This window comes from Altericista sp. CCNU0014 (assembly GCF_044923475.1).
Lineage (GTDB): Bacteria > Cyanobacteriota > Cyanobacteriia > Thermosynechococcales > Thermosynechococcaceae > JAAURS01.
Genome location: NZ_CP137338.1, coordinates 1,575,876 through 1,599,588, shown reverse-complemented (window position 1 = coordinate 1,599,588; position 23,713 = coordinate 1,575,876). Strand labels below are relative to the sequence as shown.

Genomic DNA, 23,713 nt, shown 5'->3' with positions numbered 1-23,713 from the left:
AAGGGGAAAAGGACTTAGAAGGTTTGCCGATCGGGTGAAGGTTGAAGGCTCATTCGGGGGCGGCGCGGTTGCCTGCGTTCCAGTCGATTCAACACCCTGGCCAGTAGTTCTGGTGCCATTATAGGCTTGCTGACGTAGTCGTCAGCTCCGGCCATAAACACGCGCTGAATTGTTTCTGCATCCCGATGGGCCGTCAGAAACAGCACGGGAATCTCGCCCCAGTAAGGATCGTTGCGCACCGCCTGACATAGGTCTATGCCATTAAAGTGAGGCATCTCTACATCTAAAATCAGCAAGTCGGGAGCGGCGGTCTCTAACATCTTCCAAAACTGTTGCGAATCATCCAAGGTCGTCACCTGCAATCCCCAGGGTTGTAGGAGCATTTTCAAGGTTTCCAGCAATTGAAGATCGTCGTCTACGATCAGAACGTTATGACCCGCTTCGCGACTTTGGGCGAGAACTTGAGCCATTGTTTCCAAGAGTTTGTGAGGCAAGATCGGTTTTTGGACAAAGGCTCGTCCGCCCAGACGCGCCACCTCCACGCGATCCGTCAGGCGATCGCGGCCTGTGAGCACCACCACTGGAACGTTGGGGATTTGGTGCGTCAGCTCTTCTAAAAACGTCAGCCCCGTCTCGGCAGTATCGGGGAAGGTCAGGTCCAGCAGCACGCCATCAAAGGACGCGCGCGCAAAAGCCTGTCGGGCCTGCACCAAATTTGTGGCAGCAGCAACCTCAAAGCCAGCAGACCGTGCCGCTGCTTGAATTTGCTGGGCGATCGCCACATCATCATCCACGACCAGCAGTCGCGTTACAGGATTGGTAGGATGCGACTTTTTTGGAGATGCCAGCTGCTTTTTTGGAGTCTTAAACGCATTGCGCGGCTGGGTGACGGCATGCTTGAGCGCTTCTACCCATTCCGAAAGCTGTCCTGCATCGTTGGGACTGAGGGATTCTTTGGCTCGCAGGAGTTGCTCGATCTGCCGTGCCAGTTCCGAACCCTGCGGCAGCCCAAAGGAACCTAAATTGCCGGCGAGGCGGTGAGCCTCTAGAATCGCTTGCCGTCTCAGGTCGGGGTCGATTCCGACAGACCCTGGGTGCGCGGAAGCAGCCTCGGCACTCGCGCGATCGAAGAGTTCAAAGGTGTCCTTCAACGAAGATTGCAACTTTTGCCATATTTTTTCAATGGCTGCTTCAATTTCCTTTTCCGTGTGCGCTTGAAGCACGTCAGCCTCTGCAGCAGTGCGATGGTCCAGGCGTTCGAGCGGTTCTGGCCTGAGGCGATAGCCCAATCCATAGACAGTTTCGAGGAGATCGACCGTCATTCCAGCGGTTTTGAGTTTTTGGCGCAACCCCTTAATTTGAGTCGTTACCGCCCGCTCTCCTGGAAACTCGTTGGCCTTCCAGACGTTATCGAGCAACGCGCTTCGATTGAAGATTCTGCGCGGGTTTCTCAGAAATAGCTCTAACAACCCGTACTCCTTTGGCGTGAGGTGAAGGGGCACCCCACCATAGGCGATTTCACAGGTGCTGAGGTCGAGCTGCAGGTTTTCCCAGGTCAGTATTGTTTGCAGGGGGGTTTGTCTGCGGCGCAGCAAAGCCCGGATGCGGGCAACTAATTCGGATAAATCGAAGGGCTTCACCACGTAGTCATCCGCCCCGGCTTCCAATCCAGCAACGCGATCGCCGCTGCTGCCGTTCCCCGTCAGCATCAGAATCGGCATCTGCGCCCCCTGGGAGCGAAGCTGGCGGCAAAGGCTGACGCCATCGAGATCGGGGACGATAACATCCAGTAGAATCAGGTCATAATTATAGGTTTCTGTCAGCGCTAGTGCGGTCTGTCCGCTCTTGGTCGCGTTAACGAGATAGTGATGCGCGGTCAGCGCATTTGAAATCAGTGCAGTGGTATGCTCGTCATCCTCTACGAGTAGAATTTTCATTTTGAATTACCCGCAAGACAGAGCCCATCTGAAACGAGCCTAGGAAATAAAGATGAGGAAATTGTGAGCAATTGCGGACGGCGGCAAGCTGCGCGCCTTGCTAAAGCGCCGCCCCACGCAGTTCGCCCAAAAAAATGTAACAATAAGTAACAGAGATGAGCGTAAGATTTTATGGACTTAACTTGGTTCGATAGCAACTCATGGCTGATTGAGATGGCTGGGGCGCGAGTTCTGTTAGATCCTTGGTTGGTGGGCGATCTCATTTTTGGCAACGCGCCTTGGTTTTTCAAAGCAACGCATCGCCAGCCGATCGCGATTCCAGACAATCTCAGTTTCATCCTGCTCTCCCAGGGACTACCCGACCACGCCCACGTCGAAACCTTAAGCCAATTAGATCGATCGATTCCGGTGGTGGGTTCGCCCAATGCCGCGAAGGTCGCGAAATCCCTCGGGTTTCAGACCGTCGCGGCCCTGGCCCATACTGAGACCTTTATCTGGAATCAAACCCTTGAGGTCCGAGCCTTCCCAGGATCGCTAGTCGGCCCGCAGCTTGTCGAAAATGCCTACGTCCTTACAGATCTGCACGATCGAACCAAGCTCTACTACGAACCTCACGGCAACCATTCCCCCACCCTCAAGGCTGCTGCTCCGGTGGATGTCGTCATCGCACCCTTAATCGACCTCAAGCTGCCCTTAGTGGGCGCGTTTATTCGCGGGGGCGATCGTGCCTTAGACCTCATCCAGTGGCTTCAACCCCAAGCAGTACTACCCACCACCATCGATGGCGAAATTGAATCTGAAGGGTTTTTGAACAAATTGATTTCTGCGGAAGGAACGCTGGAAGGCTTTTGCGATCGCCTGCATCAAGTACTGCCCGCAGCTCGAGTGTTGATACCAAAACCAGGTCAGCGCCTCAGCATTCCCCTGCAGACCGTCCCGCAAAATCTTCAAATCGCGTCATAGAAAAACTATTGCGGCGACAGTCCTGTAAAATCTGCACAGACAAGATCCCCTAGCGATCTGCGCTTAGCCGCGCCCGTCAGGACAATCTTGAGATTAGTAAGGACTGAGTCACCGTGAATCTTGGTAAGTGGATTGGTCTAGCCGTCCTTTGTATTTCGCTTTATGTTTTGTGGCAAATTCGGCAGGTCATGCTGTTGGGCTTTGCAGCAGTGGTGCTGGCCTCTGCCATGAATGCCCTGATTCGGTTACTCATCGCTCGGCTTAAAATAAAGCGCGGTTTGGCTATTCCCTTAGTGATTGGGTTGTTGTTAGGCATTTCTACCGTGTTTGGGCTGCTGGTTATTCCGCCCTTCGTCGCGCAGTCTCAGGAATTGGCAAACCTCGTCCCCCAAAGCGCCGATCGGCTGGTAGCGCTGTTTCACTGGGTAGAGCAGAAGTTTCCCGGTCAGAACATTATTGACGAAAATTTCTTCGAAGACCTCAAACGTCAGTACACCCCTTTGGTTGGCCCTATTCTCAGTAACTTCTTCGCATTTTTCTCCAATTCTCTAGCAGTGGTGCTGAACATTCTGCTGGTGTTGATTCTAAGCGTGATGTTTTTACTGGAGCCAGATAAATACCGAGGGCTGTTCGTGCGGCTGTTTCCCGCGTTTTATCGCCGTCGGGTTGACGATGTATTGGGTCTGTGCGAAACCGCCCTAGACAATTGGATGGCCGGGACGCTGTTTAATATGTTCGTGATCGGGCTGAGCAGCTTTATCGGGCTGCTCGTACTCCAGGTACGTCTGCCCCTCGCCAACGCGCTCATTGCAGGCGTATTGGAAGCCATTCCAACTATCGGCCCTACGTTTAGCGTGCTCCCACCGATGGCGATCGCCTTGCTCGATGCCCCGTGGAAAGCCGGAGCGGTTTTAGGGTTGTACTTTCTGATTCAGCAATTGGAACAGTACTTTTTAGTGCCCACGGTAATGGCAAAACAGGTTTCTTTGCTGCCCGCCGTTACCCTACTCTCTCAGATTATTTTTGCCATCTTTTTTGGATTTTTGGGGCTTCTACTGGCACTACCGCTCGTGATCGTAGGTCAGATTTGGATCAAAGAAGTTGTGGTCAAAGACATTCTAGACCCCTGGAGCGAACGTCCGTCGAAAATGCTCTAGGGGCGATCGGCACAATAGTCAATATTGAGGTAGATATAAGGGTAAAGGCTCTTAAACCACTTGTCCCAGACCTGTCGCGCCGATTCGCTTCCCAAGATTCGATTGACGGTATTTTCCCAAGCGCGATCGCCTTCGGGCAAGATGAGTCCGTAAGCATCGCAGGTTAAGGGCTGCTCGGGCACCAGAGCAAACTGGTTGGTAGGGACTTTTTGTTGCCCCAAAGTCGTCACCAGCAGAATGCCATCCCCGGCTAACGCATCGATCTTTCCGGTAGCGAGCGCTTGGAACCCCTCGGTTCGAGCCTGAGCCCCTTGAAAAAAGACTTTCTTAACCTTGGGAAACTGCTGTTCGAGAAATTTTGCCGTCGTAGTCTGACTGTAAGCACCGACCCTAGCAGTGGAAGGCAAGTTCCTCGGATCGAGCTGCTTTCGATCGGCTGCCTTGACTAAAAAGTGCGTGCCTGTAATAAAAAATGGCGTCGAAAAGGTGGTCTTGCGAGACGCGTCCGCTGCCGTAACGGTATTGGGGCCGCATTCGAGTTGAGCGGTGCCGTCTCGCACCATCGAGAATCGATTCGTCAAGGTCGACGGTACGATTTTCAACTTCACTGGCGTTTTGAGCTGTGCTTGCAGTTCCCGAGCCATGAGGGTCAATAGATCGACGCAATATCCCGTTGCATTGCCCTTCGCATCCAATTGGCTGAAGGGAGGAGCCGCTTTGCGAATGCCTGCCTTGAGAACGCCCGTTTTGCGGATGGTCTGCACGATCGATTCTGTCCGGCTGGGGGCAACGGCGGTCAGGGGCGGCACGACTGGAATGGGGAGCGGGCCGCCGTAGGCCCGTTCGAGCTGCTCGACTGTCAGCGATCGCACGAATCCCAACTGGACTGGCTTGCGGGTTATATATTTAGCGTAAGCCGCGCTCAAATAGCCGCGCGCATCTGGGCGATTCTCTAAGTAGGTTTGCATAAACGCCACGCTCGTGGCATTCAGGTACTCCCGCGAGAGTTGCGGCTCGGTTCCAGACAGAAGGGGACCCAATCCTTTGACAGCGGCTGACAATTCTCGCTGTTGGGGAGGGTTAATCGAAAACGTATGTCCGGCATCGCTCAGAACAGCTAAGTACTTATTCGGAGCGTTCAACCACAGAAACGGATGGATCTGTTCTGGAATTGCAGGGGTCACCACGTCGTGGCTGCCGCTGACGATCAGGAGTGGAATCCGAATGTCTCCCAAGCCTTCCGGCCCAAAAATAGTACTGGAAAAGGGGTTAATGGCGATCGCCGCCTTCACGCGCGAATCGGCAAGATTGTAGTTGAACGGCGGCAATGTCTTGGCGCGACATTGCAAGATCAGCGAGAGATTGAAAGTCGGCTGCGTGTCGACGCACAGCTCCCGCAGCCGATCGTGATTGATGCCAGCACCCGCTAGCGCCAGTGCCGTATACCCCCCGAAGGAGTGGCCCATCATGCCAATTTGCTGGAGGTTCAGCCGCCCTTTGAGCGTCGGATCGGTTTCGGAGAGGCGGCCTAACTCGTCCAATAGGTACTTAATATCCAACGGGCGATCGACAAATTCCACCGGACTGACATCCCCGTTGCTGCGCCCATCTAAGATCGATTCCAGGCGCTTGGCATCGCTGCCGATATGCTGCGGCAGCGCCACGGCAAAGCCATAGGACGCGAGGTGTTCGGCCAGGTAGCCGAAATCGATGGGCGCGGACCCCAATCCGTGAGAAATCACCACGAGCGGCGCGGGGACGGCCTGCCCCTCTGGCAGGTACATTTCCACCTTAAATTGCACCCCCACCTGACGCCCCAGGATAGACTGACGATTTCGGCTGTTCGATAAATCCAAGGTTTGACGGAGAACTTTCAGAGGACCGGGTTGCCGTAGATCTGTCTGTTTGGTGAAATCTATCCTGGGAGCGGCCAGCGCTTCTGCATTTGTTGCTTTGGCGATTGCCGCAACCGTCGTATCGCGGTACTTCAACAGCGCCGTCAGCTCTTTCTGCGCCGTCAGCAGCGGTTCGACCTTAATGCGCAAGTTTTCAGCCGGAAAGCGTCGAATCAAACTCAGAATCGTCAACCCTTGAGGGTCTTGGGCTGCCGCTATAATTCCACTAAACAGTAACGCTCCGCCGTCTTGACCCGGATCGGTTTGCAGCACGCTGCTCAGACGCTTGAGTAAATCTCGGCCCATCGCGGTACCCCCAAACCGCTCGATCGAACGGGTGTCCGCCTCTAGCTTTTCTTGAAGGACGCTTCGCAGTTCCAACTGCTGCTTGGGGCTCAAAATTTGGGCGTAGCCTTTGAGGCTCTCCGACACCGCGCCCGTCTTAGCAAAAGTCTCGATATCGCTTACCGGTATTGATATTTCCAAGGGTCCATAGATGGCAGAAACCCTGCTTGCCGCTAGAGCCGGAGCCCCAAACATTGTCAGAGCCGAGCCAAGGGAAACGCCGATCGAAAAAACGCCTGCCCAAGGCGCGCGGAGATGAGCTAATTTGCGGAAGACAGGTTTAAGCATCATATTTGTAATTAGGACAATACTCAGACAGCACTGTTGGATCGAGGGAAATGAACCCCTTAAACCTCGATTGCATTGAGGTCTTTAAACTTTTTAGCCCCAAACTCTAAAATGCTCTCGAAAGCAAGACTTGGCAAACTCATCATCCTTAAGTTAACAGTGTTGCACTGGCTGAAAGACCCTTTCCAAAACAATTCTCAAAAAATTACAACCGCGAGAATTGAAAAATTCTATGAACGCAACCTTCTGGAAAGATGATACGGTAAAGACTAGTCCGTTCATTGACAGCAACACTGAGAGCAAGTTATGACTACAGCAGGCGGCCCTCAACAAGGCACCGAGAAAAGCCTTGAGGCAATGCGTAAGTTTTCCGAAACCTACGCCAAGCGCACGGGCACCTATTTCTGTTCCGATCTAGGCACGACTGCCGTCGTCATTGAAGGCTTAGCAAAGCACAAGGATGACTTCGGTTCGCCTCTCTGCCCTTGCCGTTACTACGAAGATAAAGAAGCAGAAGTTGAAGCAGCCTACTGGAACTGCCCCTGCGTCCCCATGCGCGAACGCAAGGAATGCCATTGCATGTTATTTTTGACGCCGGACAATCCCTTTTGCGGCGATCGCCAGGAGATCAGCGTTGAAGAGATCCGATCCGAAACCAACAAGTTTTAGATCGTGACAGAACTTCCCGCCTCGTTTTGGCAGGGCGTTCGGGAATTTCAGCAAGGCCGATTTTACGAATGCCACGATACCTTAGAAGCCCTTTGGATTGAAGCCCAAGAGCCGGATAAAACCTTTTTTCAAGGCATCTTACAGATCGCGGTGGCCTGCTACCATTTGGGAAATCAGAACTGGAGAGGCGCTGTCATTTTGCTGGGAGAGGGCGTGCGCCGTCTCTCGCCTTACCAGCCAGAGTATGCCAATATCGACGTCAACTATCTCTTGGATACCAGCAGTGACCTTCTAGACCAGTTGCGGTCTATCGGTCCCGAGCGGATTGCCGAAGCCAGTGCCTCGCTCCGGCACCAGTTTTCCGAGCCGACTCCCCCCGCCACCCCCTTAGCGATCCCTACCCTCCGGCGATCGCGAGTTCAGCCTTGAGCCTGCTTGATGTTTGGCACGGGACACTGACGGGAAAGATGGGCTGCCGTCAAAGCCGTCGTGCGAAAGGCCGTTTCCATCGGAATCGCCCAGCTCGAGCGCGAAAACATTTGAAATAGACTGGACTTAGGCTTCGATCCGTCTTGAAACACGTAGGGGTCTCCCCACAATGGCTCCTGATGCATGCCGTTGACGGCAATGACTTCGCCTTTTGCATTGAGAACAGGCCCGCCGCTCATTCCTTTTTCAATATCGTTGGAATACCCAACCTGATAGCCGCCCTCAAGGGCTTTGGCCGGAATCAGCGAAATCGACCCAGCCGTAAACTTAAATCCCTTGCTCGAATACTCGGTCAGCGGTAGTGGAAACCCTGCAGCGTAGACAGGCGTCCCCGCAGATAGCTCTAGGGAGCAGCCCAATACTGCCACTGGATAGGAGCCAGCGGACGAGCCTTTATCAAATTCCAACAGCCCCAGATCGTTTTTCCCAAACGCGCCCGATGCTCCCCGACGGGCGAGGTGTTGTTTACCGTCAGAGGTTTGAACCGTGTAGCGATCGCCCATCCACAGGACGTGCTCGTTGGTCAATACGGTATAGCGCTGTCCCTGCTGCCGCACCAAAATACCGGAACCCCAATTATCTCCAGCGATGACTTTCACCGTAATCCCTCGGGCGTGCCGCATCAGACCCTGAAGCTTATTTTGGGTTAGCGCGAAGCTGTGGAGCGAGGCTGGCGGCGTTGAAGGTCGGGCGGAACTAGGGCGATCGGGCGCTAACGCCGATGTCGGCCTACAGGAAAAAGATAGCAAACCGCAGCTTAAGGCAATACCGACTGTCAAAGCATTCAAACGCATATTGATAACGATATGGATAAAGGCAAGACGCTATATACCCCTAGTATGGGAATGCGGGAGGGAAAACCGATCGTCCATCGCAAAAGTTTATAGACGGAGGACTTAGCCCGATCCCGATCGAATTGATGCAGGATCGAACCCGGCCATCGTACGGGTTCCTAACGGATTTAGATTCCTTCCGGCGCGGCTTAGATAGATCTACCAAAGCGCTCTTGGGGTTACAGCGGGGGCTGTCGGAGCTTTGACGGGGCGAACGGAGGTAGGGCGCTCGCTCGGCGCTGGTTTTGAAATTGCCGAAGTTGGCGTTGGCAAAGTGCTAGAGCTGCTCTCCAAGACGTTGGCAATCAGATCCTGCACGCCTACATAGCCGGGTTCGCTCGAACTGCTGCCACTGCTTTCGTTTAGGGGGCCGGACGCGCCTGCCCGCGTTTGTTCCAAGCGCAGCATGGTCAGAATGGGATCTTGATAACCGCGTTTTACGGTATAGAGTAGCGTGGTACAAGCGCCCCCTCGGCTTTCTGCCGCGCAAATGACGGGTTCGCTGTTGGCAATGGTTGTTGTAAAGACGAAGTTTGGATTTTTAGTATAGGCATCCTGAAACTTCTTCGACACGACGGCGCAGCGGTATGCCGGATTATATCCAGCACCATCGAAGAAGCGCGATTTCCATCGAATCAGGACGACAGGTTTTCTCGCTTTATTGGCAGGTTCTACCATCGTGGCGGGGGAACCCGTCGCGTCGCGCCCGCAAAAAAAGCGCGCGCTCTTTGCTTGAGCCCAAACGGATTCGATGGGTATTGCAGCTAAGGTGCTGCTTAGGGTCACAAAAGCAATTGCTAGAGCAAGTTTCTGTCTTTTCATGGATGCACTCCTCCCGATCGTCGATGTAGTGAATAGAAATTGATTCTAATAGCAGATTTTAGCCGAGAAGTCCTGAAAAAGCGCTAAGAGTTAGCTCGGGTTAGGGATTGGAGAATGTCCTGCGTTTTCTGTAGTTTTTGGGCGTCTCCTTGCGCTCTGAAAAGATCGGCGGCTTTGGAAAAATCGGCGATCGCCCGGTCCTCTTTCCCCAACTTGTAATAAGCGAGACCTCGGTTGAAGAACGCGATCGCCAAACTTGAATTACCCTGAATCGCGGCATTGTAATCCTCTACCGCACCCTGATAGCTCCCACTGGCAACCTTTGCATTGCCGCTATTGACATAGTTTTCTGCACTACTCTCAGACTTAGGCGCGGACGCTGACTCTTGAAATACCGATTCTGCTCGACAGCGCTTCGAAACAATCGTATTAATGCGAATCTCTTCACAAACCTCTCGGCTAGAAGGAGGAGCAGCAGGCTGAGACCGGGAAATCGCCGCAGAAAAAGGAGATGCTGCCGCTAAAACGGCCTTGGCAGTAGCGCCCCGAGACTGCTGCTGAGCCGCCGCCTGTGCCTGACTTTTCTTCTGAACCTCCAGCGCCGCCTGTCGTTGGGCTTGCTCTTGAGCTTTTTTCTGAGCCTCTAAAGCGACTTGCCGTTGGGCCTGCTCTTGAGCTTTCTTTTGAGCTTCCAGCGCCGCCTGTCGTTGGGCCTGTTCTTGGGCTTTCTTCTGAGCCTCTAAAACGGCTTGCTTTTGGGCCTGTTCTTGGGCTTTCTTCTGAGCCTCTAAAGCGGCTTGCTTTTGGGCCTGTTCTTGGGCTTTCTTTTGAGCCTCTAACGCCGCCTGTTGTTGGGCTGCTTTCTCTTGAGCCAGTTGAGACTGCTCTTGAGCTTTCTTCTGAGCCTCTAACGCCGCCTGCCGTTGAGCTTCTTCTCTCGCGTTCTGCTGCTGCGTATCGACAAATGAAGCTCTGGCGACTTGACTGCTGCCTTTGCCTGCCGTTTTATAACGATTGATCGGAATGCCCAGATTTAACCAAGCTCCATTCGTGGCTCCCCCGCCTGCCTCGCCCTCCTTGCGCCCGTGAATGGCAACAACCTGTCCTTCACTGTTGAATACAGGCCCTCCACTCATCCCAGCACGCGTTGAGTTTGTATAAGCCAGTCCATATCCGTCCACAGAAGCATTTGCTGGAAGAACTTGGGCAATCTCACCATTGGTAATGGTCAAAACTGGCACTCGAATGTTTTGCCCTGGTTTTGGAAACCCAGCCACATAAACACCAGTGGTTAAGCTAACTTGATCGGAGTCACCCAACTGAGCGGTTGTATAGCTGCTGCTGCTTTCAAACTGTACTACTGCCATATCCACGTTGGGCAGTCTTTGAATATTTTGGAGAGAGTACTGTACTCCATCACTCGCCTGAATCGTGTATCGATCTGCTGCCGCCACCACATGAGCAGCAGTCAATACCGTATAGCTTTTCCCAGAACGACCGATAATAACGCCAGAGCCAAAGTTATCAGGGTTATTGACCCCTTGGATAAAAACGGTGACTTCTGGGGCAAGTTTACCGATGGGGACGCCTGCCATAGCCTTTCCCCAGTGGAAGGGCTGGGCCACCATCACGGTTGTCCCCATTAAGAGGGCGGTTAAGCGATAGGCGGAGTTCATGGAAGAACGCAATAGGTAGGGTAGGACGCTAGTTCAGAAAATGAGCGATTCGGAAATAACAGCTTTTCAAAAATTAAAATTAAACTACTCGCGAATGACGGCGCAATAATCGCGAACTACAATCGTGTTGATGCGAACGTCGCGACAGAAGAGCTGAACGATGCTGGAAGCCAAAACACCAACTTGAGGTGCAAGGTTTGAAGCAACCTTAGCACTCTCAGGAATGACAGCCAGCGGACGGTTACGGCTACAAACAATTTTAGTGTTAGCCACTGGATCGACCTGAGGAGCTAAGTTGGTAGCGGCAATCTGCGCGTTGGTCTCGCGAGCTGGAGCAACTGCTGCTTGAAGTGGCAGCATATAGGCCGCTGCCATAGAAATCCCCGAAAACAACGTCAGGAAGGAAATAAGATGACGCATGAGCATGCCCCAATGCAGTAAACTCTTCAGATGCTTACAGGCTATCATTTTTACTCAATTATTTTGTGATCTAGATCATAAAACCTTAAGATCGACGAGACGAATAGTGAGAGTGGTTGATAGCTTATCGCCTACATTACGAACAGATAGATGCCATGTTTACAAAACAAGCGACTGAAACGTACCGCAAAAAATGATGAAGAATCCAAAAGAAGAGAGCATAGTTGCTCTCTTCTTTTGGGGAAAACGCAGTAGACGTTGAACTAAAAGGTGAACGTTGTCCGAATGGTACCAATAATAACGGGATCGTTTCCGCTATTGCCTTCAGGGTTAATGACAGCAATCACACCTGGAGTGATGGAGATATTATCATTCACCTTGAAACGATACAGCCCTTCAAGGTGAATATTTGCAGCGCCATCTTTGCCGATTAGTGAAGTATTAGAAGTTACTTGAGGCTCAACACCAACGATAAAACCAGCCATCCCCCCCTTCATTAAAAGATCGGGGAAAGCAAAAGCAAGCGCACCATTGAGGATGGTTGCCGTATCACCGTCTGCAACAATTCCTGCATTATTGCTATTTTCTGCCTGGGCAAAGGTTGCTCCCGCCCACCCAGAGAGCGCAAAGCGCGTACTGGGCTGCCAGGAAAACTGAAAACCAGCTGAGTTTGCTGAAGTTGGCGTATTTAAGAAAGGAAAGTTAGCTCTAAACGTACCAGAACCACCGCCAAACTGAGTTGAGACAGAGTTTTGATAGCTTCGTACGTAAGTCAACCCCAATCCGAGATTCTTTAGTGGCTTATAAGTTATCTGGGCAATTGCAGCATAATCTCCGCCAAATAAACCGCCATTTGTAGCAAAGTCAGCAGAGGTAAAAATCGCATTTGATGTTGCAGCAACGTTACTAGGAGCTAGATACCCTACAGCAAAATTTAGCTTATCTGTGACGTTGAAATTTGCCCCCGCTCCAGTTCCAGAAGCAGCACCTGTAAGCTTACCGCTGATGTGTCGATAGATTGGGTTTCGAATCCCAAACCCTGATAAGGATCCCTGTCCATCGCTATCAAAAAATGGGTTTAGTGTGTCGGTGAAGTCGCTTAGCTCACCCCCAACTGCAGTGGCAAAGACAGTTCCTTTGCCTTGAAAGACGGGAAAACGATATCCAAGATAGTAAAGACCGACATTGCCCGTCGAAACTTGATTCAGTGAAGGGGCTAAAGTACCTTGATAGCTCGTGACCGTCGCACCTCCTCCAGGAGGAAAATTAAATCCAGGGATAGGGTAGCTCCCTTCTTGGAGACTTGTAATCAACAGATCTTTACCAGAAAAACTTGTTAATAAAGAGAGAGTGGCTCGGTGTAAAAAGGTTACATTATCTCCCGAAGCTGAAAAGAAGGAATCGAGAGGTGGATTTGCGAAGATCCCAGATGGTAAGGAAGTAGTATTGCTTGATACGGCTCCTTGGAAAATTACTTCGCCGGAAAGTTTAGTCGTCGTCGAAAACTGCTGGGCTTCAAGGGTTTTAGTGCGAGCTTCAAGACCGTCAACGCGGCCTTTAAGCGTGGCTAACTCTGTTTTAAATTCTTCTTGGAGGGCTTTGACCGTTGCTAGGTCTTCTTTGGTGGCAAACCTGTCGCTAATCTGGTCCAAGCACGCATTCAGTGCAGCAGCCAATTCGTAACGGGTCGAAGCGCGATTTCCCTTAAAGGTGCCGTCCGGGTATCCGGCAATACAGCCGTACCGCTCGACTAAGGACTGGAGAGCCTGAAATGCCCAATCTGTAGGCTGTACGTCGGAAAGCTGAGAGACTGCCGTAACCTGAGACTGCTCTTGCTCCTCTGATGGAATCACTTGAAACGTGCTAAACGGAGCTGCTGCTGGCTGAGTCTCAGGGGCTGCAGTCGTTAAGGGATCTGTTACCTCTGTCGCCAAAGTTACGGTTGCAAGAGAGGATAGCGCTAATGCGCCGCCCAAGATAAATAAACTTTTCATAACTCACACCCACCTACAAAACCACTACGAGAGAATGAATTCGCTCATTGCTTTTTCGCAAAGCTGCTTTAATAGTCTCAGCAATATCCAAAGTTGTCAAAAAATTTTGATTTCTCAAAGATGACAAAATTGGTTTTAATTGCAAGGATCTACTGCCAGAAAGCACTTTAAGCGCTTTTCCGTAAGACTTTGAAGACTTTAGGCTTGGCGAGCAGCGCTTTGGAATCGGAATGTATCTCTGAATAATGAGCGCCCTAGTCACCTTAAGGATCTTTATCGGTAGTAGCGGATTTCTTAAATCGTTCCTGCGCGCTTTTAAAGGATTCTTTCATAATCTTTTGGATTTTTTGAGGATCTGGGGTTTTTCCGCCCATTAAATCGCCAAAATACACGCAGGCGCCTTCCCCCAGCGCCCAAGTATAGGCTCCGGCCCAAGAGGCCGCGATCGCCGAACCCAGTCCCGGAATAAATTTGACCAATTCTCGGCCTACCACCTGAGCGGCAAACCCTCCAGCGATCGCGCTGGCTACTCCACCCGCCTGAGAGGGCGACAAAGTCTGGCCGTACAATCGCCCCAACAGCGTCACCATACTCACTTGAAGCGCTGTCAGCACGGGCATGGTCGCCAAGGGGAGCGGGACTGCCGCCAGGGTTGCCGCCATAATCGAAAAGGGCAGAACGTAGCGCCGACCTGCATCTCGATACATATTGCCAATGCGATCGCCCAACGCGTCCCGCGCTAACAGGCGATGGATCGCCTGGGCTTCAGCATCGGGCATGAGCGCGGCTAGCGTTTCAATAAAGGCTTCTAATCCATAGAGTACGGGCGTGTAGCCATCTTCTTCCAGAGTAAAGTCCACGAGCACCGAGCGATCGTAAACGTCCCGCAACTGGTTTTGGAGAGCTGCGTAGGCGCGCTGCACTTCGATATTGTCCGGCGGATAGGGCGGATGTTCGGTTACGGCAGCTGGATACAGGTCGTGAATGCAGGTCACGACCAAAAGACAAGGCACTTGGGGATGTTCGCGGCGCAGCGCTTGAAGGAGCTGATGAACGCGATCGATGGCAAAATCCGCGATTTTTACGGTCGCCACTAAAACCCGAGCGGCTGGCGGAGAGGAGTCCGGACGCATTTCGCCGCTCAATACCTGCTGGAGGTCTTGGAGGACAGACTGAGGGTCCTTCAGTCCTTCCCCTAAGCCGATCGTATCGATAAAATTCAGCAGCGTTAGGTCTTCCGTCGGGTAAGCATAGCGCTGGGTATGGGCCGTATGGGGCCGAAACCCCTGACCGACAATCTCCACGGAAGCGCCCGTCATGGCCCGCACGATCGAACTCTTTCCGGTTTGGGCCTTGCCAATCAAAATGACTTCAGCGGTCGGCAAACTTTGGCGGACTTGTTCTAGAAGTTGCTGTAGGTCCGCTTCACCGATCTGAAACCACTGTGTCAGCCACTGGCCCCCTTTTTGAAGGGTCTGTCCGGCAGTTTGTAGCGAGTTTTGCAACACTTGGCGGATTTGCTGAAGCGGTAACAGCCGCAGACCGAACGTCCGATCTGTCTGCGGAATCTCCCCTGGCGATCGAGCTGGCACCGCAGCACTCGCTTCAGACTTAGCGTCGAGATCTGTCCCATCCTGCGGTGAGTGCTGCGGTTCGCTGTCTTGGGAAGGATCGGGAGGCATAGCTGCGAACGAGAAACCCACACCTGGCGTTTGAACCGAAAACTCAGCCGAAACGAAGCCTTTAATCGACCGTTTCTTCAACCCTCTTCGCCAGAACCGGGGGAATTTCGGTACGCGGCATCGAGCTGTTCTCTGGCATCTTCCACAGTCATCGATCGCATGACCAACAGCGGCTCGTCAATAATTTTCCCGCTTTCGTCGAGCAGTTCCGGGTGGGGGGAAGCCCCGCTGCGACTCACGAGCGTCTCCACATCGTTCCTCGGGCGGTAGCTGCGCTGAGACTCTACCCCCAGCGTAAACAAACTGCGGATCAAGTTTCCGATCGCTAACACTGCCAAAATGGCAAACGCAATAATATAAAGCAGTTGCAACATAGCTGCGACTCTCCAGCTCTCAATACACCAGCTTATCAACCCCGCAAGCGATCGCCCACACCAGATTGACGATCATACTTTCATTCTGACAGGTTCTTTGCCGGAAGAGCATAAACTTTTTCATATGACTCTTTCGAATCTAAAGCGAGGGGTCCAACGCGCTCGGCGAAAAAGTGCGGTTCGTTCGTTACAATCTATCCCCGACCTATCCCCAAACCGTCCTCAAGACTGTTCGATCGGGCTACCTTGACTCCCTTGGCCCAAGCGATAGTGGATCATAATCTTCCAACATTCTGCGACTAAAGTATGCCAACGCACGATCGCTGACCCATCCAGCCCGACTTGGCAACCCGTCGCATGAAACAGGCTTTGAGCCGCGTTCACCTCCTGAAGCGTTTGTTCGACCCTTGCCAGCAGATCGGAATGGGCTTCGGGGCTTAAAAAACTAATTTCTTCTGTAGAGAGCAGCACCTTTGCGCGACTCAGCCAATACTGAAAATCATTCAGAAGCGGCTCGAGAAGCGTTTTGAGAAGCTCGGGATCGGGCACATCAGAAAAAAGCATCGCTCAACACGGTTACTAATGTACTGACCATACTAACCTCAATTTTCAGAAATTTATAGGCTAAATCCCCGCACTAGGATAGCTTCAGCCGCAAAATTTAGATTTTCCGACGAGAGAGCGGGAAGCGAACTTGCTAGGATTGATATAGATTCGAGCTTTGATTGATTCCTCGCAACAGTTGAGCGTGATTCTTGGATTGGTCCTCCTTCTGGATTGTTGCCTTACCGCCCATCACTGGCGGCATCATTGGCTACTACACCAATGACTTGGCGATTAAAATGCTTTTTCGCCCCTATCGGCCGATTAAGATCGGCAACACCGTCCTTCCCTTTACGCCGGGACTTATTCCTCGCAACCAGGATCGTCTGGCGCAGCGGGTCTCAAATGCAATCATGTCGTCGTTGCTGACGCCGGACGAGATGCAGAAGGTCGCTCAACGGTTGCTGCAAACGGAACGGATGCAGTCAGCGATTCAATGGTTGCTCGAGCTAGCGCTGGAGCAGATCGAGGCTGACACTCAGCAAAAAACGGTCAGAATCTTAGCCAACATTCTTAAAGATTTTGTGGGACAGTCTTTACCGCGCGTAACGGCGGTATTGGCGCGACGAGACGATTTCTTGAAGGTCCAATTCAACCAGATTTTCGATCGAATTTTGCTGGACTATCACCTCGACGACGACCAAGCGGCTCAGTTGGCCGATTGGCTGATCGACGACGCCGTGCCGCCGGATACTTTACGCCTCGGACTCATTAATTTTCTGACGGATCGCAATATTGCCATCCTCGATGAAGGGCTGCGCGAAAAAACCAGCGGCACCTTTTGGGTGGTTGCAAATTTGTTGGGGGCCAAAAATGCCCTGGTCCGGCTGCGCTCTTTTTGCATTGAGGAACGAGATGCTTGCAATGCAAGAATTCAAGAGTTGGTGGTTTCTTTGGGGATTCAGCAGCGCTTGGGGGAATGGCTGGGTAGCCTTTCGCTCCAGAATCTTCCCGTCAGCACCGTACGGCAACTGCGGCGAAATTTTAGGGAAAGCGTCCGTTTGTATCTCCAAACCAGGGGAGAGAGCGTTTTGCAAAGTTTGAGCGATACGGTGAACTGGGAAGAGACGGCTGCCGTTATTTTAAGTCGGCTCCAGTCGTCTGAGGCGGTTGTGGCGTCTCTCGATGTAGTCAGTCAAGAATTAGCCCTCATTTTAGAGCGCTATCTGGAACGAGATTTAGAGAAGCTCGTGGAGCAGGCCATTCCTATTTTGAATTTGGATCGGGTTATCGTGGAGCGTGTCAAGGCAACGCCGCCGGAGTCTCTAGAAGATGCCATTCAGGGAATTGTCAAGAGCGAGCTGCAGGCTATCGTAAACCTTGGGGGTATCCTAGGCTTGGGCATTGGGTTATTCCAGTCTCTTCTATTGTTGATTCGTTAATGTTTGCGGGGAAGGGTTATGAGCGTTGCGAGTTTATCTGATGCTGCCATTCAGCTAGAGTCGCCAGAGCAAGCAATCGTACAAACGTTCAATCTTAAAAAGTCTTATCGCACTGGATTTTGGCTGAATAAAGTCGTTACGCCGTTAAAGCAATGCACGCTGTCGGTCTATGCGGGGCAAACCTTCGGCCTGTTGGGTCCTAATGGTGCGGGCAAAACGACGCTGCTGAAAACGTTGCTCGGGATTATTCGACCGACGGCGGGGCGCGGGTCGATTTTGGGTCGCCCCCTCGGAGATCGCGCCATCAAGCAGCGTATCGGCTACCTGCCAGAAAACCCTTACTTTTACGACTACCTTACGGGTTGGGAATTTTTAGACTTTACGGCAGGTTTATTTCAGCTTCCGGCTGCGGTGAGGCGCAAGCGCATTCCAGAATTGCTAGACCTAGTGGGGCTGGCTCAGTCTGCCGCTAAGAAAAAGCAGATGCGGCGCTACTCAAAGGGAATGCTGCAACGGGTCGGGATGGCGCAGGCGCTGATTAATAACCCAGATGTTATTTTTCTAGACGAACCGATGTCCGGGTTGGACCCGTTGGGGCGCTATCAAATGCGCGAAATTATTCTGTCCCTTAAAGCCCAAGGCAAAACGATCTTTTTCAACAGCCACGTCTTATCGGATGTGGAAGTGATTTGCGATCGCGTGGCGATTCTGGCCCAAGGCGATTTGATCTGCGAAGGCACTTTGGACGAGCTGTTGGGCACCAACACTGAAATTTACCAGATTCAAGGACGCGGGGGAGACGCAAACGCTCTGCACCGATCGATTCCGGGTCTGGAAATTCAGGGCGATCGCTGGCACGGGGAGTTTCACGGCGACCCAGAGCAGCTCGTGCGCGCGCTGCACCTAAGTCAGGCGCAGCTGCTGAAAATGGACTTGGTGCGTCCTTCCCTGGAGGACTTCTTCATCCAACGGTTGCGAGAGCGAGGGCTGACGACCAGCAGTTAGCCCCGCGATCGCTTTCTCAGGCTTGATGAGATCGCATCACGTACTGATCCACCTAAATTGGGTGTCATGACTCTTTTCACTTGAGGATTGGAATGGCTTAGAGCAAAACATCCCTTTACGGCTATCAGTGCTTGATTGACGCCGTTGCTCGCTTTCAATGAGGAACCAGCGTTGTGGGACTCCTCCATATTCACAACTCGATTCCGCAAATCTTTAGTCTTTGAGGGTGCTGGGGTTGAACGCCACCGTGCTATCGACTAAGGTAGATGCTAGGTTAATCTTCAAAGGAACTCTTGGGAGCTATCGCAGACCGCTCATCGCACTCAGATTATCTGCGCTGTACAGCGCCCCATCTGCGACGCATAACCCTTCTAGATGGGCGCACTCTACCTTTACCCCAAATCGACGCACGGCCTCAAGACTGATTTCTCAAAAGACTTCGCTCAATCCTGACGCGTACGAGTTATCTAAGGCTTTGCCTAAACGATCAACGATCGTCGTTCAAATATTCTGTCTTTAACCCTAGTTTAATGCTCTGACAGTCTCTGAAAACAGCGGAACGTGGGATCTATGATTTACTACACGGTTTACGAAAGTCCCATTCAAACACTGCGGCTGGTCTCCGACGGGCGATCGCTAATTGGACTCTACATGATGTCCGAAAAGCACCGACTAAAACCTCAAAACGATTGGGTGGAAGATGATTCTGTTACGCCCTTTCTGGAGACAAAACAACAACTGGCGGCTTATTTTGCAGGCACTTTGACTGAGTTCGACGTGCCGTTACAGATGCAAGGTACCATTTTTCAGCAACGCGTCTGGGAAGCGCTCAAATCCATTCCCTACGGTGCAACGCTATTCTATGGCGAGTTAGCGAAGCAAATCGGACAACCCAATGCATCTCGTGCAGTGGGCCTAGCGAATGGACGAAACCCCATCTCGATCGTCGTACCCTGTCATCGGGTGATTGGAGCCAACGGCAAGTTAACGGGCTATGGCGGCGGCATCGAGCGCAAACAGTGGTTGTTGAATCACGAGCGTTTAATGCAAATGAAACAGTCGTTCGAGCTTGGAGCCTAAAAAGGAATTGCCTTGCGAACTGACAAGTCAGCGCAAGCTATCGCGCCAAAATTTGCCTGTCTCTCGACGCGGTGCTTCTGTTGCCAACCAAATGGCCGCATCGACTTCCTGTTCGGGCGATCGCGGTGCCGATGCTCTACCCATATCGGTTCGTGATTGCGAGCGTAATTCATGGTTCGATTTTGCCCAAGAAATTTGCTGCAGTCGGCTCTATAATGGCTCGTGGAGAAGTTCGAACGCGATCGCAATTATCCCGAGAGAAGTGAATACCCGATTGAAGCAACACCCTGAGGACTGCGCTACCCTGCGCCGAGAATTGACTGGGTATCGATTGATGAGCTGCAATCGCAATGTGTGTCGCCGTTTGTCCGAGGCAGAGTGGTTGAGCGAGATTGAAAATTTTAATTGAGATCGCATATCCTACCTTGCGGAGAATATACTAGCAATATCAACCCCCACACTCCATGCAGTCCTTACAACAACTCCTCGACCTAGATCGCCTGCATGTTTGGCATCCCTACGCGGCCATGCCCAACCTTTTACCCGTATTTCCTGTAGAATCAGCCCAGGGCGTACGCATCCAGTTAATGGACGGTCGATCGCTGATTGACGGCGTATCTTCCTGGTGGACTTGCATTCATGGTTATAACCATCCCCGCTTAACCCAAGCGGCTCACGCGCAAATCGATCGGATGTCCCATGTGATGTTTGGCGGTCTGACCCACCAGCCAGCGGTGGATTTGACCGCGAAATTGATTGCCATGACGCCCACAGAACTCCAACATGTCTTTTTCTGCGACTCCGGCTCGGTTGCGGTAGAGGTCGCCATGAAAATGGCAATACAGTATTGGTACAATCGCGGCTTGCCGCAGAAACAGCATTTTCTGACGATTCGCAATGGCTATCATGGGGACACGTTTGCAGCCATGTCGGTCTGCGATCCAGTGAATGGGATGCACCATCTGTTCCGCAATATTTTGTCTCAGCAATATTTCGCTGAAGCACCCCAGGTGACTTTCGATCGAGATTGGCAAGAACGAGATATTGATAGCTTTGCTGCATTGCTCGTAGCCCATCACGATCGCATTGCAGCAGCCATTTTTGAGCCGGTAGTGCAAAATGCTGGGGGGATGCGCTTTTATCATCCAGAATACGTGCGACAAGCCAAGGCATTATGCGAGCAATACAATGTCTTGCTAATTTTAGATGAGATTGCGACTGGATTTGGACGCACGGGCAAACTGTTTGCCTGCGAGCATGCAGCGGTATGTCCGGACTTTCTCTGTGTAGGCAAGGCATTATCTGGCGGGTTTATGTCCCTAGCAGCGACGCTGACGACACGGGAGGTTAGCGAAAGCTTTGCTGCGGGCAAGGCAGGGGTATTTATGCACGGTCCGACGTTTATGGCCAATCCGTTGGCCTGTGCGGTATCTTTAGAAAATTTGGCCTTGCTGGAAAGTTATGATTGGCAATCTACAATCCGAGCAATTGAAACTCAGCTTAAAACTGAGTTGGAACCTTGCCGAAGTTTGGCGGCAGTTAAGGATGTGCGGGTGTTAGGAGCAATTGGGGTGGTGGAATTGCACGACCCGGCGAACATGCAGGCGATCCAGCCGCGCTTTGTTGAAGAGGGAGTTTGGTTGCGTCCGTTTGGGCGACTGATCTACACGATGCCACCGTATATTATTCAACCATCAGAACTCACAGCAATTACGAGTGCAATTTATAAAATTGTCGCTCGGATTTAATCGCAGCTCAATCGCATCTATCGTTTTAGCTTAATCGAGACGTTGAAGGTGTGGGTTGTGGAGCGGTAAAGTGCGATCACCTGGCTTTGTTTCAGGACATGAGGGGCGATCGTAGTGCTCAGAATAAGCGATCGCATCCTTAGCCCAAGCACCTGGGAATAGGGCATCGCATTGCTTTGATGGGGCGAGTAATGGTTTGGGTCAAAGATTGTACGGATTTCTTCACTTATAATGTTTGGAGAGCAGACCTGTAGGGTTAAAGGGCTAGGGATATGCAAATTACGATTGATATACCAGATGCGATCGCCCATCGAATGAGTGAACAGTGGCATACATTGCCTCGGAAGGCCCTAGAAACTTTGGTTGCTGAGGCATATAAGGCCGAAATTATTAGCCATGCTGAAGTAGGACGAATTCTTCAAATACCAACGCGCTATGAGGTTGATGGATTCTTGAAGGAGTCTGGAGCATATCTACATTATGATGTGTCCGACTTTGAGCAGGATCTGTCAACAATGCAGAGTATTGAGAATGAGGAGTAATTTCAGCGGAAATGATGGTTGTTTCCGATACTTCTCCAATTTGCTACCTAGTTTTGATTGATGAAATTGACCTTCTTCAGAAACTATATGGCCGAGTGATTATCCCTCAGGCGGTTTATATGGAGTTGACTGCTGTTGGCTCTCCTATGAAGGTTCAAGCGTGGATGGCTCAGCATCCGAGGTGGATTGAGGTTCAATCTTTAGTGGGCGAGCCGGATGTTGAATTGAGTCAGCTAGATGCGGGTGAATGCGCCGCGATCGCATTGGCTGAGCAGATGAGGGCTAATTTGGTGATTCTGGATGAAAGAGCAGCACGTAAGGTCGCGATGGGAAGAGGATTGAAGGTGATTGGATTGCTCGGCATTTTAGGAGCTTCTGCCGAGCGGGGACTGGTAAATTTTCCGATGACGATCGATCGGCTTCGGCAAACTAATTTTTGGGCGTCTCCGCAGTTGATTAAACTATTGCTTGAGCGATATAGCGATAATGGATAAACATCTGTTCTGTTGACAATTTTTGTCAGAATTTTCATAAACCTAAGGATTTTTGGAGATCGCAGCCCTCAGAATAAGCAATCGCATTCTTAGCCCAAGCACCTGGGAATAGGGCGATCTGTTCAAGATTAGCGGGAATGGAGTCTGGGCAATAGTTTTACCGCAAATCTTAGCTAGGAATGATTGTTGACCAATCCTCAAGAACTAAATTGGGGACTTTGGCAAAGTCGCGCTGGTTTCGAGTGACGAGGATGCCATTAACGGAGAGGGCGATCGCTGCAATTCTCAAGTCTTGGGTGCCGACCCGAATTTTTTGGCGCACCATTTCCTGGTAGAGATCGATCGCGGTCGGATTGAATTCGAGGACGTTTGTTGCTTTAAAGTCCTCTAGGGTCTCGTATAGTGCTTTGTAGGATGTCTTTAGAGCTTCTGGGAATTTGGCACGACGGATGTTGTTGAGCCTGCCATAGAGCTGTTCTTCAACGGAGACTATTGTGAGGGCGATGTCGTTGAGATTTATCCTGCGGATGCGTTGCTCAACGACTGGATGTCCCCTTTGCAGTAAGGAAATATGATCGGTATCGAGAATCCAAAGGGTCACTCTGGTTAAACCTGCTCGTCTAGCTCATGAAAGCGGTGTTCCATATCTGCATCTAGCTCACGACGATAGGCTTCGATATGGGCGAGCATTTCATCAAAATGAGGGTCATCTTTAAATCGACCTGCCATTTTTAACCAGGGATTTTCAGGCTGAGGAACTGCAACATCTATGGATACGATTTCGGCTTGGGAAAGATTTTCGGCTAATAGTTGTTGTAGGGCGGCTAGAGCTGAGGTGCGATCGCTCCCTGTGGCTCTATACTCTGGCAACCCTAAGACGGTTGCGCTGACGTTGCCTTCTGTTTCGGGCTTAATCAAGACATCGAAGGCATGGGTTGATGCGTTGGGTGAGGACAGGGCTTTCATGTTTGCTCTGTGAGTTTTTGATGTGACACGATCTTAGCGCATGGGGCTTTTGGCTACAAAGCGCGGACTCTTGGTGCGAAGCTATCGCCTGGTTTTGTTTCAGGACAGGAGGGGCGATCGCAGCGCTCAGAATAAGCGATCGCATCCTTAGCCCAAGCACCTGGAATAGAGCGATCGCAAGTGCTTTTTCTGAGGGGCGATCGCCCTTCCAGTCGTGGAGCATTTGCAAAGGCGATCGCCACCATGGCCAAAGGAAACTTGACACCCTGTGTTTCTTCTGCTGAATAGGGCGATGTCATCCACAGCACACCCATTTGTGTCAAAATATAGGCAAATATAAATATTTACC

At 51.6% G+C, this 23,713-nt stretch carries 25 protein-coding genes; 11 read left to right on the top strand and 14 right to left on the bottom strand.

Annotated features, from left to right (window positions below; genetic code table 11):
• Positions 1-14: 14 nt before the first annotated feature.
• On the bottom strand, positions 15-1,937 hold the full coding sequence (locus R6H26_RS08040) for a response regulator (RefSeq protein ID WP_404789829.1): 1,923 nt from the start codon (positions 1,935-1,937) through the stop codon (positions 15-17).
• Between the two features lie 171 nt (positions 1,938-2,108).
• Between R6H26_RS08040 and R6H26_RS08035 the strand changes: the two genes are divergently transcribed.
• Both R6H26_RS08035 and R6H26_RS08030 read left to right on the top strand, forming a co-directional pair.
• A complete protein-coding gene (locus R6H26_RS08035; RefSeq protein ID WP_404789828.1) occupies positions 2,109-2,900 on the top strand; it encodes an MBL fold metallo-hydrolase in 792 nt (263 codons plus the stop codon).
• Positions 2,901-3,013: 113 nt separating this feature from the next.
• Positions 3,014-4,057: an AI-2E family transporter gene (locus R6H26_RS08030; protein ID WP_404789826.1), complete on the top strand. Its 1,044-nt coding sequence runs from the start codon at positions 3,014-3,016 to the stop codon at positions 4,055-4,057.
• On the opposite strand, the gene R6H26_RS08025 is transcribed toward R6H26_RS08030, so the two are convergent.
• Complete coding sequence (locus tag R6H26_RS08025; RefSeq protein WP_404791252.1) at positions 4,054-6,492, bottom strand: alpha/beta hydrolase; 2,439 nt, start codon at positions 6,490-6,492, stop codon at positions 4,054-4,056. The genes R6H26_RS08030 and R6H26_RS08025 overlap by 4 nt on opposite strands.
• Before the next feature lie 399 nt (positions 6,493-6,891).
• Between R6H26_RS08025 and R6H26_RS08020 the strand changes: the two genes are divergently transcribed.
• Both R6H26_RS08020 and R6H26_RS08015 read left to right on the top strand, forming a co-directional pair.
• Positions 6,892-7,254 (top strand): ferredoxin-thioredoxin reductase catalytic domain-containing protein, encoded by a 363-nt coding sequence (locus R6H26_RS08020; RefSeq protein ID WP_404789825.1) that lies wholly within the window; start codon positions 6,892-6,894, stop codon positions 7,252-7,254.
• A 3-nt stretch (positions 7,255-7,257) separates the two neighbouring features.
• Positions 7,258-7,683, top strand: a complete 426-nt coding sequence (locus tag R6H26_RS08015; protein WP_404789823.1) for a DUF309 domain-containing protein — start codon at positions 7,258-7,260, stop codon at positions 7,681-7,683.
• On the opposite strand, the gene R6H26_RS08010 is transcribed toward R6H26_RS08015, so the two are convergent.
• The 8 genes from R6H26_RS08010 to R6H26_RS07975 all read right to left on the bottom strand — a co-directional run bounded on the left by R6H26_RS08010 (position 7,674) and on the right by R6H26_RS07975 (position 16,108).
• Entirely contained in the window at positions 7,674-8,537 is an 864-nt protein-coding gene (locus R6H26_RS08010; RefSeq protein WP_404789821.1) for a serine protease, read from the bottom strand. The two genes, R6H26_RS08015 and R6H26_RS08010, sit on opposite strands and share 10 nt — an antisense overlap.
• A gap of 198 nt (positions 8,538-8,735) precedes the next feature.
• Entirely contained in the window at positions 8,736-9,398 is a 663-nt protein-coding gene (locus tag R6H26_RS08005; protein ID WP_404789819.1) for a COP23 domain-containing protein, read from the bottom strand.
• 83 nt (positions 9,399-9,481) lie between these two features.
• A complete protein-coding gene (locus R6H26_RS08000; RefSeq protein WP_404789817.1) occupies positions 9,482-11,074 on the bottom strand; it encodes a trypsin-like peptidase domain-containing protein in 1,593 nt (530 codons plus the stop codon).
• A gap of 84 nt (positions 11,075-11,158) precedes the next feature.
• Positions 11,159-11,494 carry a hypothetical protein gene (locus tag R6H26_RS07995; protein WP_404789815.1) on the bottom strand — a complete coding sequence of 112 codons (336 nt, stop codon included), beginning with the start codon at positions 11,492-11,494 and terminating at the stop codon, positions 11,159-11,161.
• A gap of 263 nt (positions 11,495-11,757) precedes the next feature.
• Complete coding sequence (locus tag R6H26_RS07990) at positions 11,758-13,347, bottom strand: iron uptake porin (RefSeq protein WP_404789813.1); 1,590 nt, start codon at positions 13,345-13,347, stop codon at positions 11,758-11,760.
• Positions 13,348-13,751: 404 nt separating this feature from the next.
• Positions 13,752-15,170, bottom strand: coding sequence for a YcjF family protein (locus R6H26_RS07985; RefSeq protein WP_404789811.1), 1,419 nt, complete (start codon positions 15,168-15,170; stop codon positions 13,752-13,754).
• Positions 15,171-15,247: 77 nt separating this feature from the next.
• The gene (locus R6H26_RS07980) at positions 15,248-15,544 is read right to left on the bottom strand and encodes a DUF2973 domain-containing protein (protein ID WP_404789809.1); all 297 of its coding nucleotides are present in this window, start codon (positions 15,542-15,544) and stop codon (positions 15,248-15,250) included.
• A 222-nt stretch (positions 15,545-15,766) separates the two neighbouring features.
• Entirely contained in the window at positions 15,767-16,108 is a 342-nt protein-coding gene (locus tag R6H26_RS07975; protein ID WP_404789807.1) for a DUF2605 domain-containing protein, read from the bottom strand.
• A gap of 191 nt (positions 16,109-16,299) precedes the next feature.
• Here R6H26_RS07975 and R6H26_RS07970 point away from each other — a divergent pair, with 191 nt between their 5' ends.
• The 5 genes from R6H26_RS07970 (at position 16,300) to bioA (ending at position 21,362) form a co-directional block, all read left to right on the top strand.
• A complete protein-coding gene (locus R6H26_RS07970) occupies positions 16,300-17,529 on the top strand; it encodes a DUF445 domain-containing protein (protein WP_404789805.1) in 1,230 nt (409 codons plus the stop codon).
• An 18-nt stretch (positions 17,530-17,547) separates the two neighbouring features.
• Positions 17,548-18,534: an ABC transporter ATP-binding protein gene (locus R6H26_RS07965; protein WP_404789803.1), complete on the top strand. Its 987-nt coding sequence runs from the start codon at positions 17,548-17,550 to the stop codon at positions 18,532-18,534.
• A gap of 570 nt (positions 18,535-19,104) precedes the next feature.
• Entirely contained in the window at positions 19,105-19,614 is a 510-nt protein-coding gene (locus R6H26_RS07960; RefSeq protein WP_404789801.1) for a methylated-DNA--[protein]-cysteine S-methyltransferase, read from the top strand.
• A 91-nt stretch (positions 19,615-19,705) separates the two neighbouring features.
• Positions 19,706-20,023 carry a DUF2087 domain-containing protein gene (locus tag R6H26_RS07955; RefSeq protein WP_404791250.1) on the top strand — a complete coding sequence of 106 codons (318 nt, stop codon included), beginning with the start codon at positions 19,706-19,708 and terminating at the stop codon, positions 20,021-20,023.
• Between the two features lie 55 nt (positions 20,024-20,078).
• A complete protein-coding gene (bioA, locus tag R6H26_RS07950; protein WP_404789799.1) occupies positions 20,079-21,362 on the top strand; it encodes an adenosylmethionine--8-amino-7-oxononanoate transaminase in 1,284 nt (427 codons plus the stop codon).
• Positions 21,363-21,379: 17 nt separating this feature from the next.
• On the opposite strand, the gene R6H26_RS07945 is transcribed toward bioA, so the two are convergent.
• Positions 21,380-21,529, bottom strand: coding sequence for a hypothetical protein (locus R6H26_RS07945; RefSeq protein WP_404789797.1), 150 nt, complete (start codon positions 21,527-21,529; stop codon positions 21,380-21,382).
• Between the two features lie 105 nt (positions 21,530-21,634).
• On the opposite strand from R6H26_RS07945, the gene R6H26_RS07940 reads away from it, so the two are divergent.
• Positions 21,635-21,904 carry a UPF0175 family protein gene (locus R6H26_RS07940; protein ID WP_404789795.1) on the top strand — a complete coding sequence of 90 codons (270 nt, stop codon included), beginning with the start codon at positions 21,635-21,637 and terminating at the stop codon, positions 21,902-21,904.
• Between the two features lie 11 nt (positions 21,905-21,915).
• Positions 21,916-22,398 (top strand): DUF3368 domain-containing protein, encoded by a 483-nt coding sequence (locus tag R6H26_RS07935; RefSeq protein WP_404789793.1) that lies wholly within the window; start codon positions 21,916-21,918, stop codon positions 22,396-22,398.
• A 169-nt stretch (positions 22,399-22,567) separates the two neighbouring features.
• Here the strand turns inward: R6H26_RS07935 and R6H26_RS07930 are convergent, their stop codons facing one another.
• Genes R6H26_RS07930 through R6H26_RS07920 form a run of 3 tightly spaced genes read right to left on the bottom strand, consistent with a single transcriptional unit; the run spans position 22,568 to position 23,663 of the window.
• Entirely contained in the window at positions 22,568-22,999 is a 432-nt protein-coding gene (locus R6H26_RS07930; protein ID WP_404789791.1) for a type II toxin-antitoxin system VapC family toxin, read from the bottom strand.
• A gap of 5 nt (positions 23,000-23,004) precedes the next feature.
• Complete coding sequence (locus R6H26_RS07925) at positions 23,005-23,364, bottom strand: hypothetical protein (RefSeq protein WP_404789789.1); 360 nt, start codon at positions 23,362-23,364, stop codon at positions 23,005-23,007.
• Between the two features lie 53 nt (positions 23,365-23,417).
• Positions 23,418-23,663, bottom strand: coding sequence for a hypothetical protein (locus tag R6H26_RS07920; protein ID WP_404789787.1), 246 nt, complete (start codon positions 23,661-23,663; stop codon positions 23,418-23,420).
• Positions 23,664-23,713 lie beyond the last annotated feature (50 nt).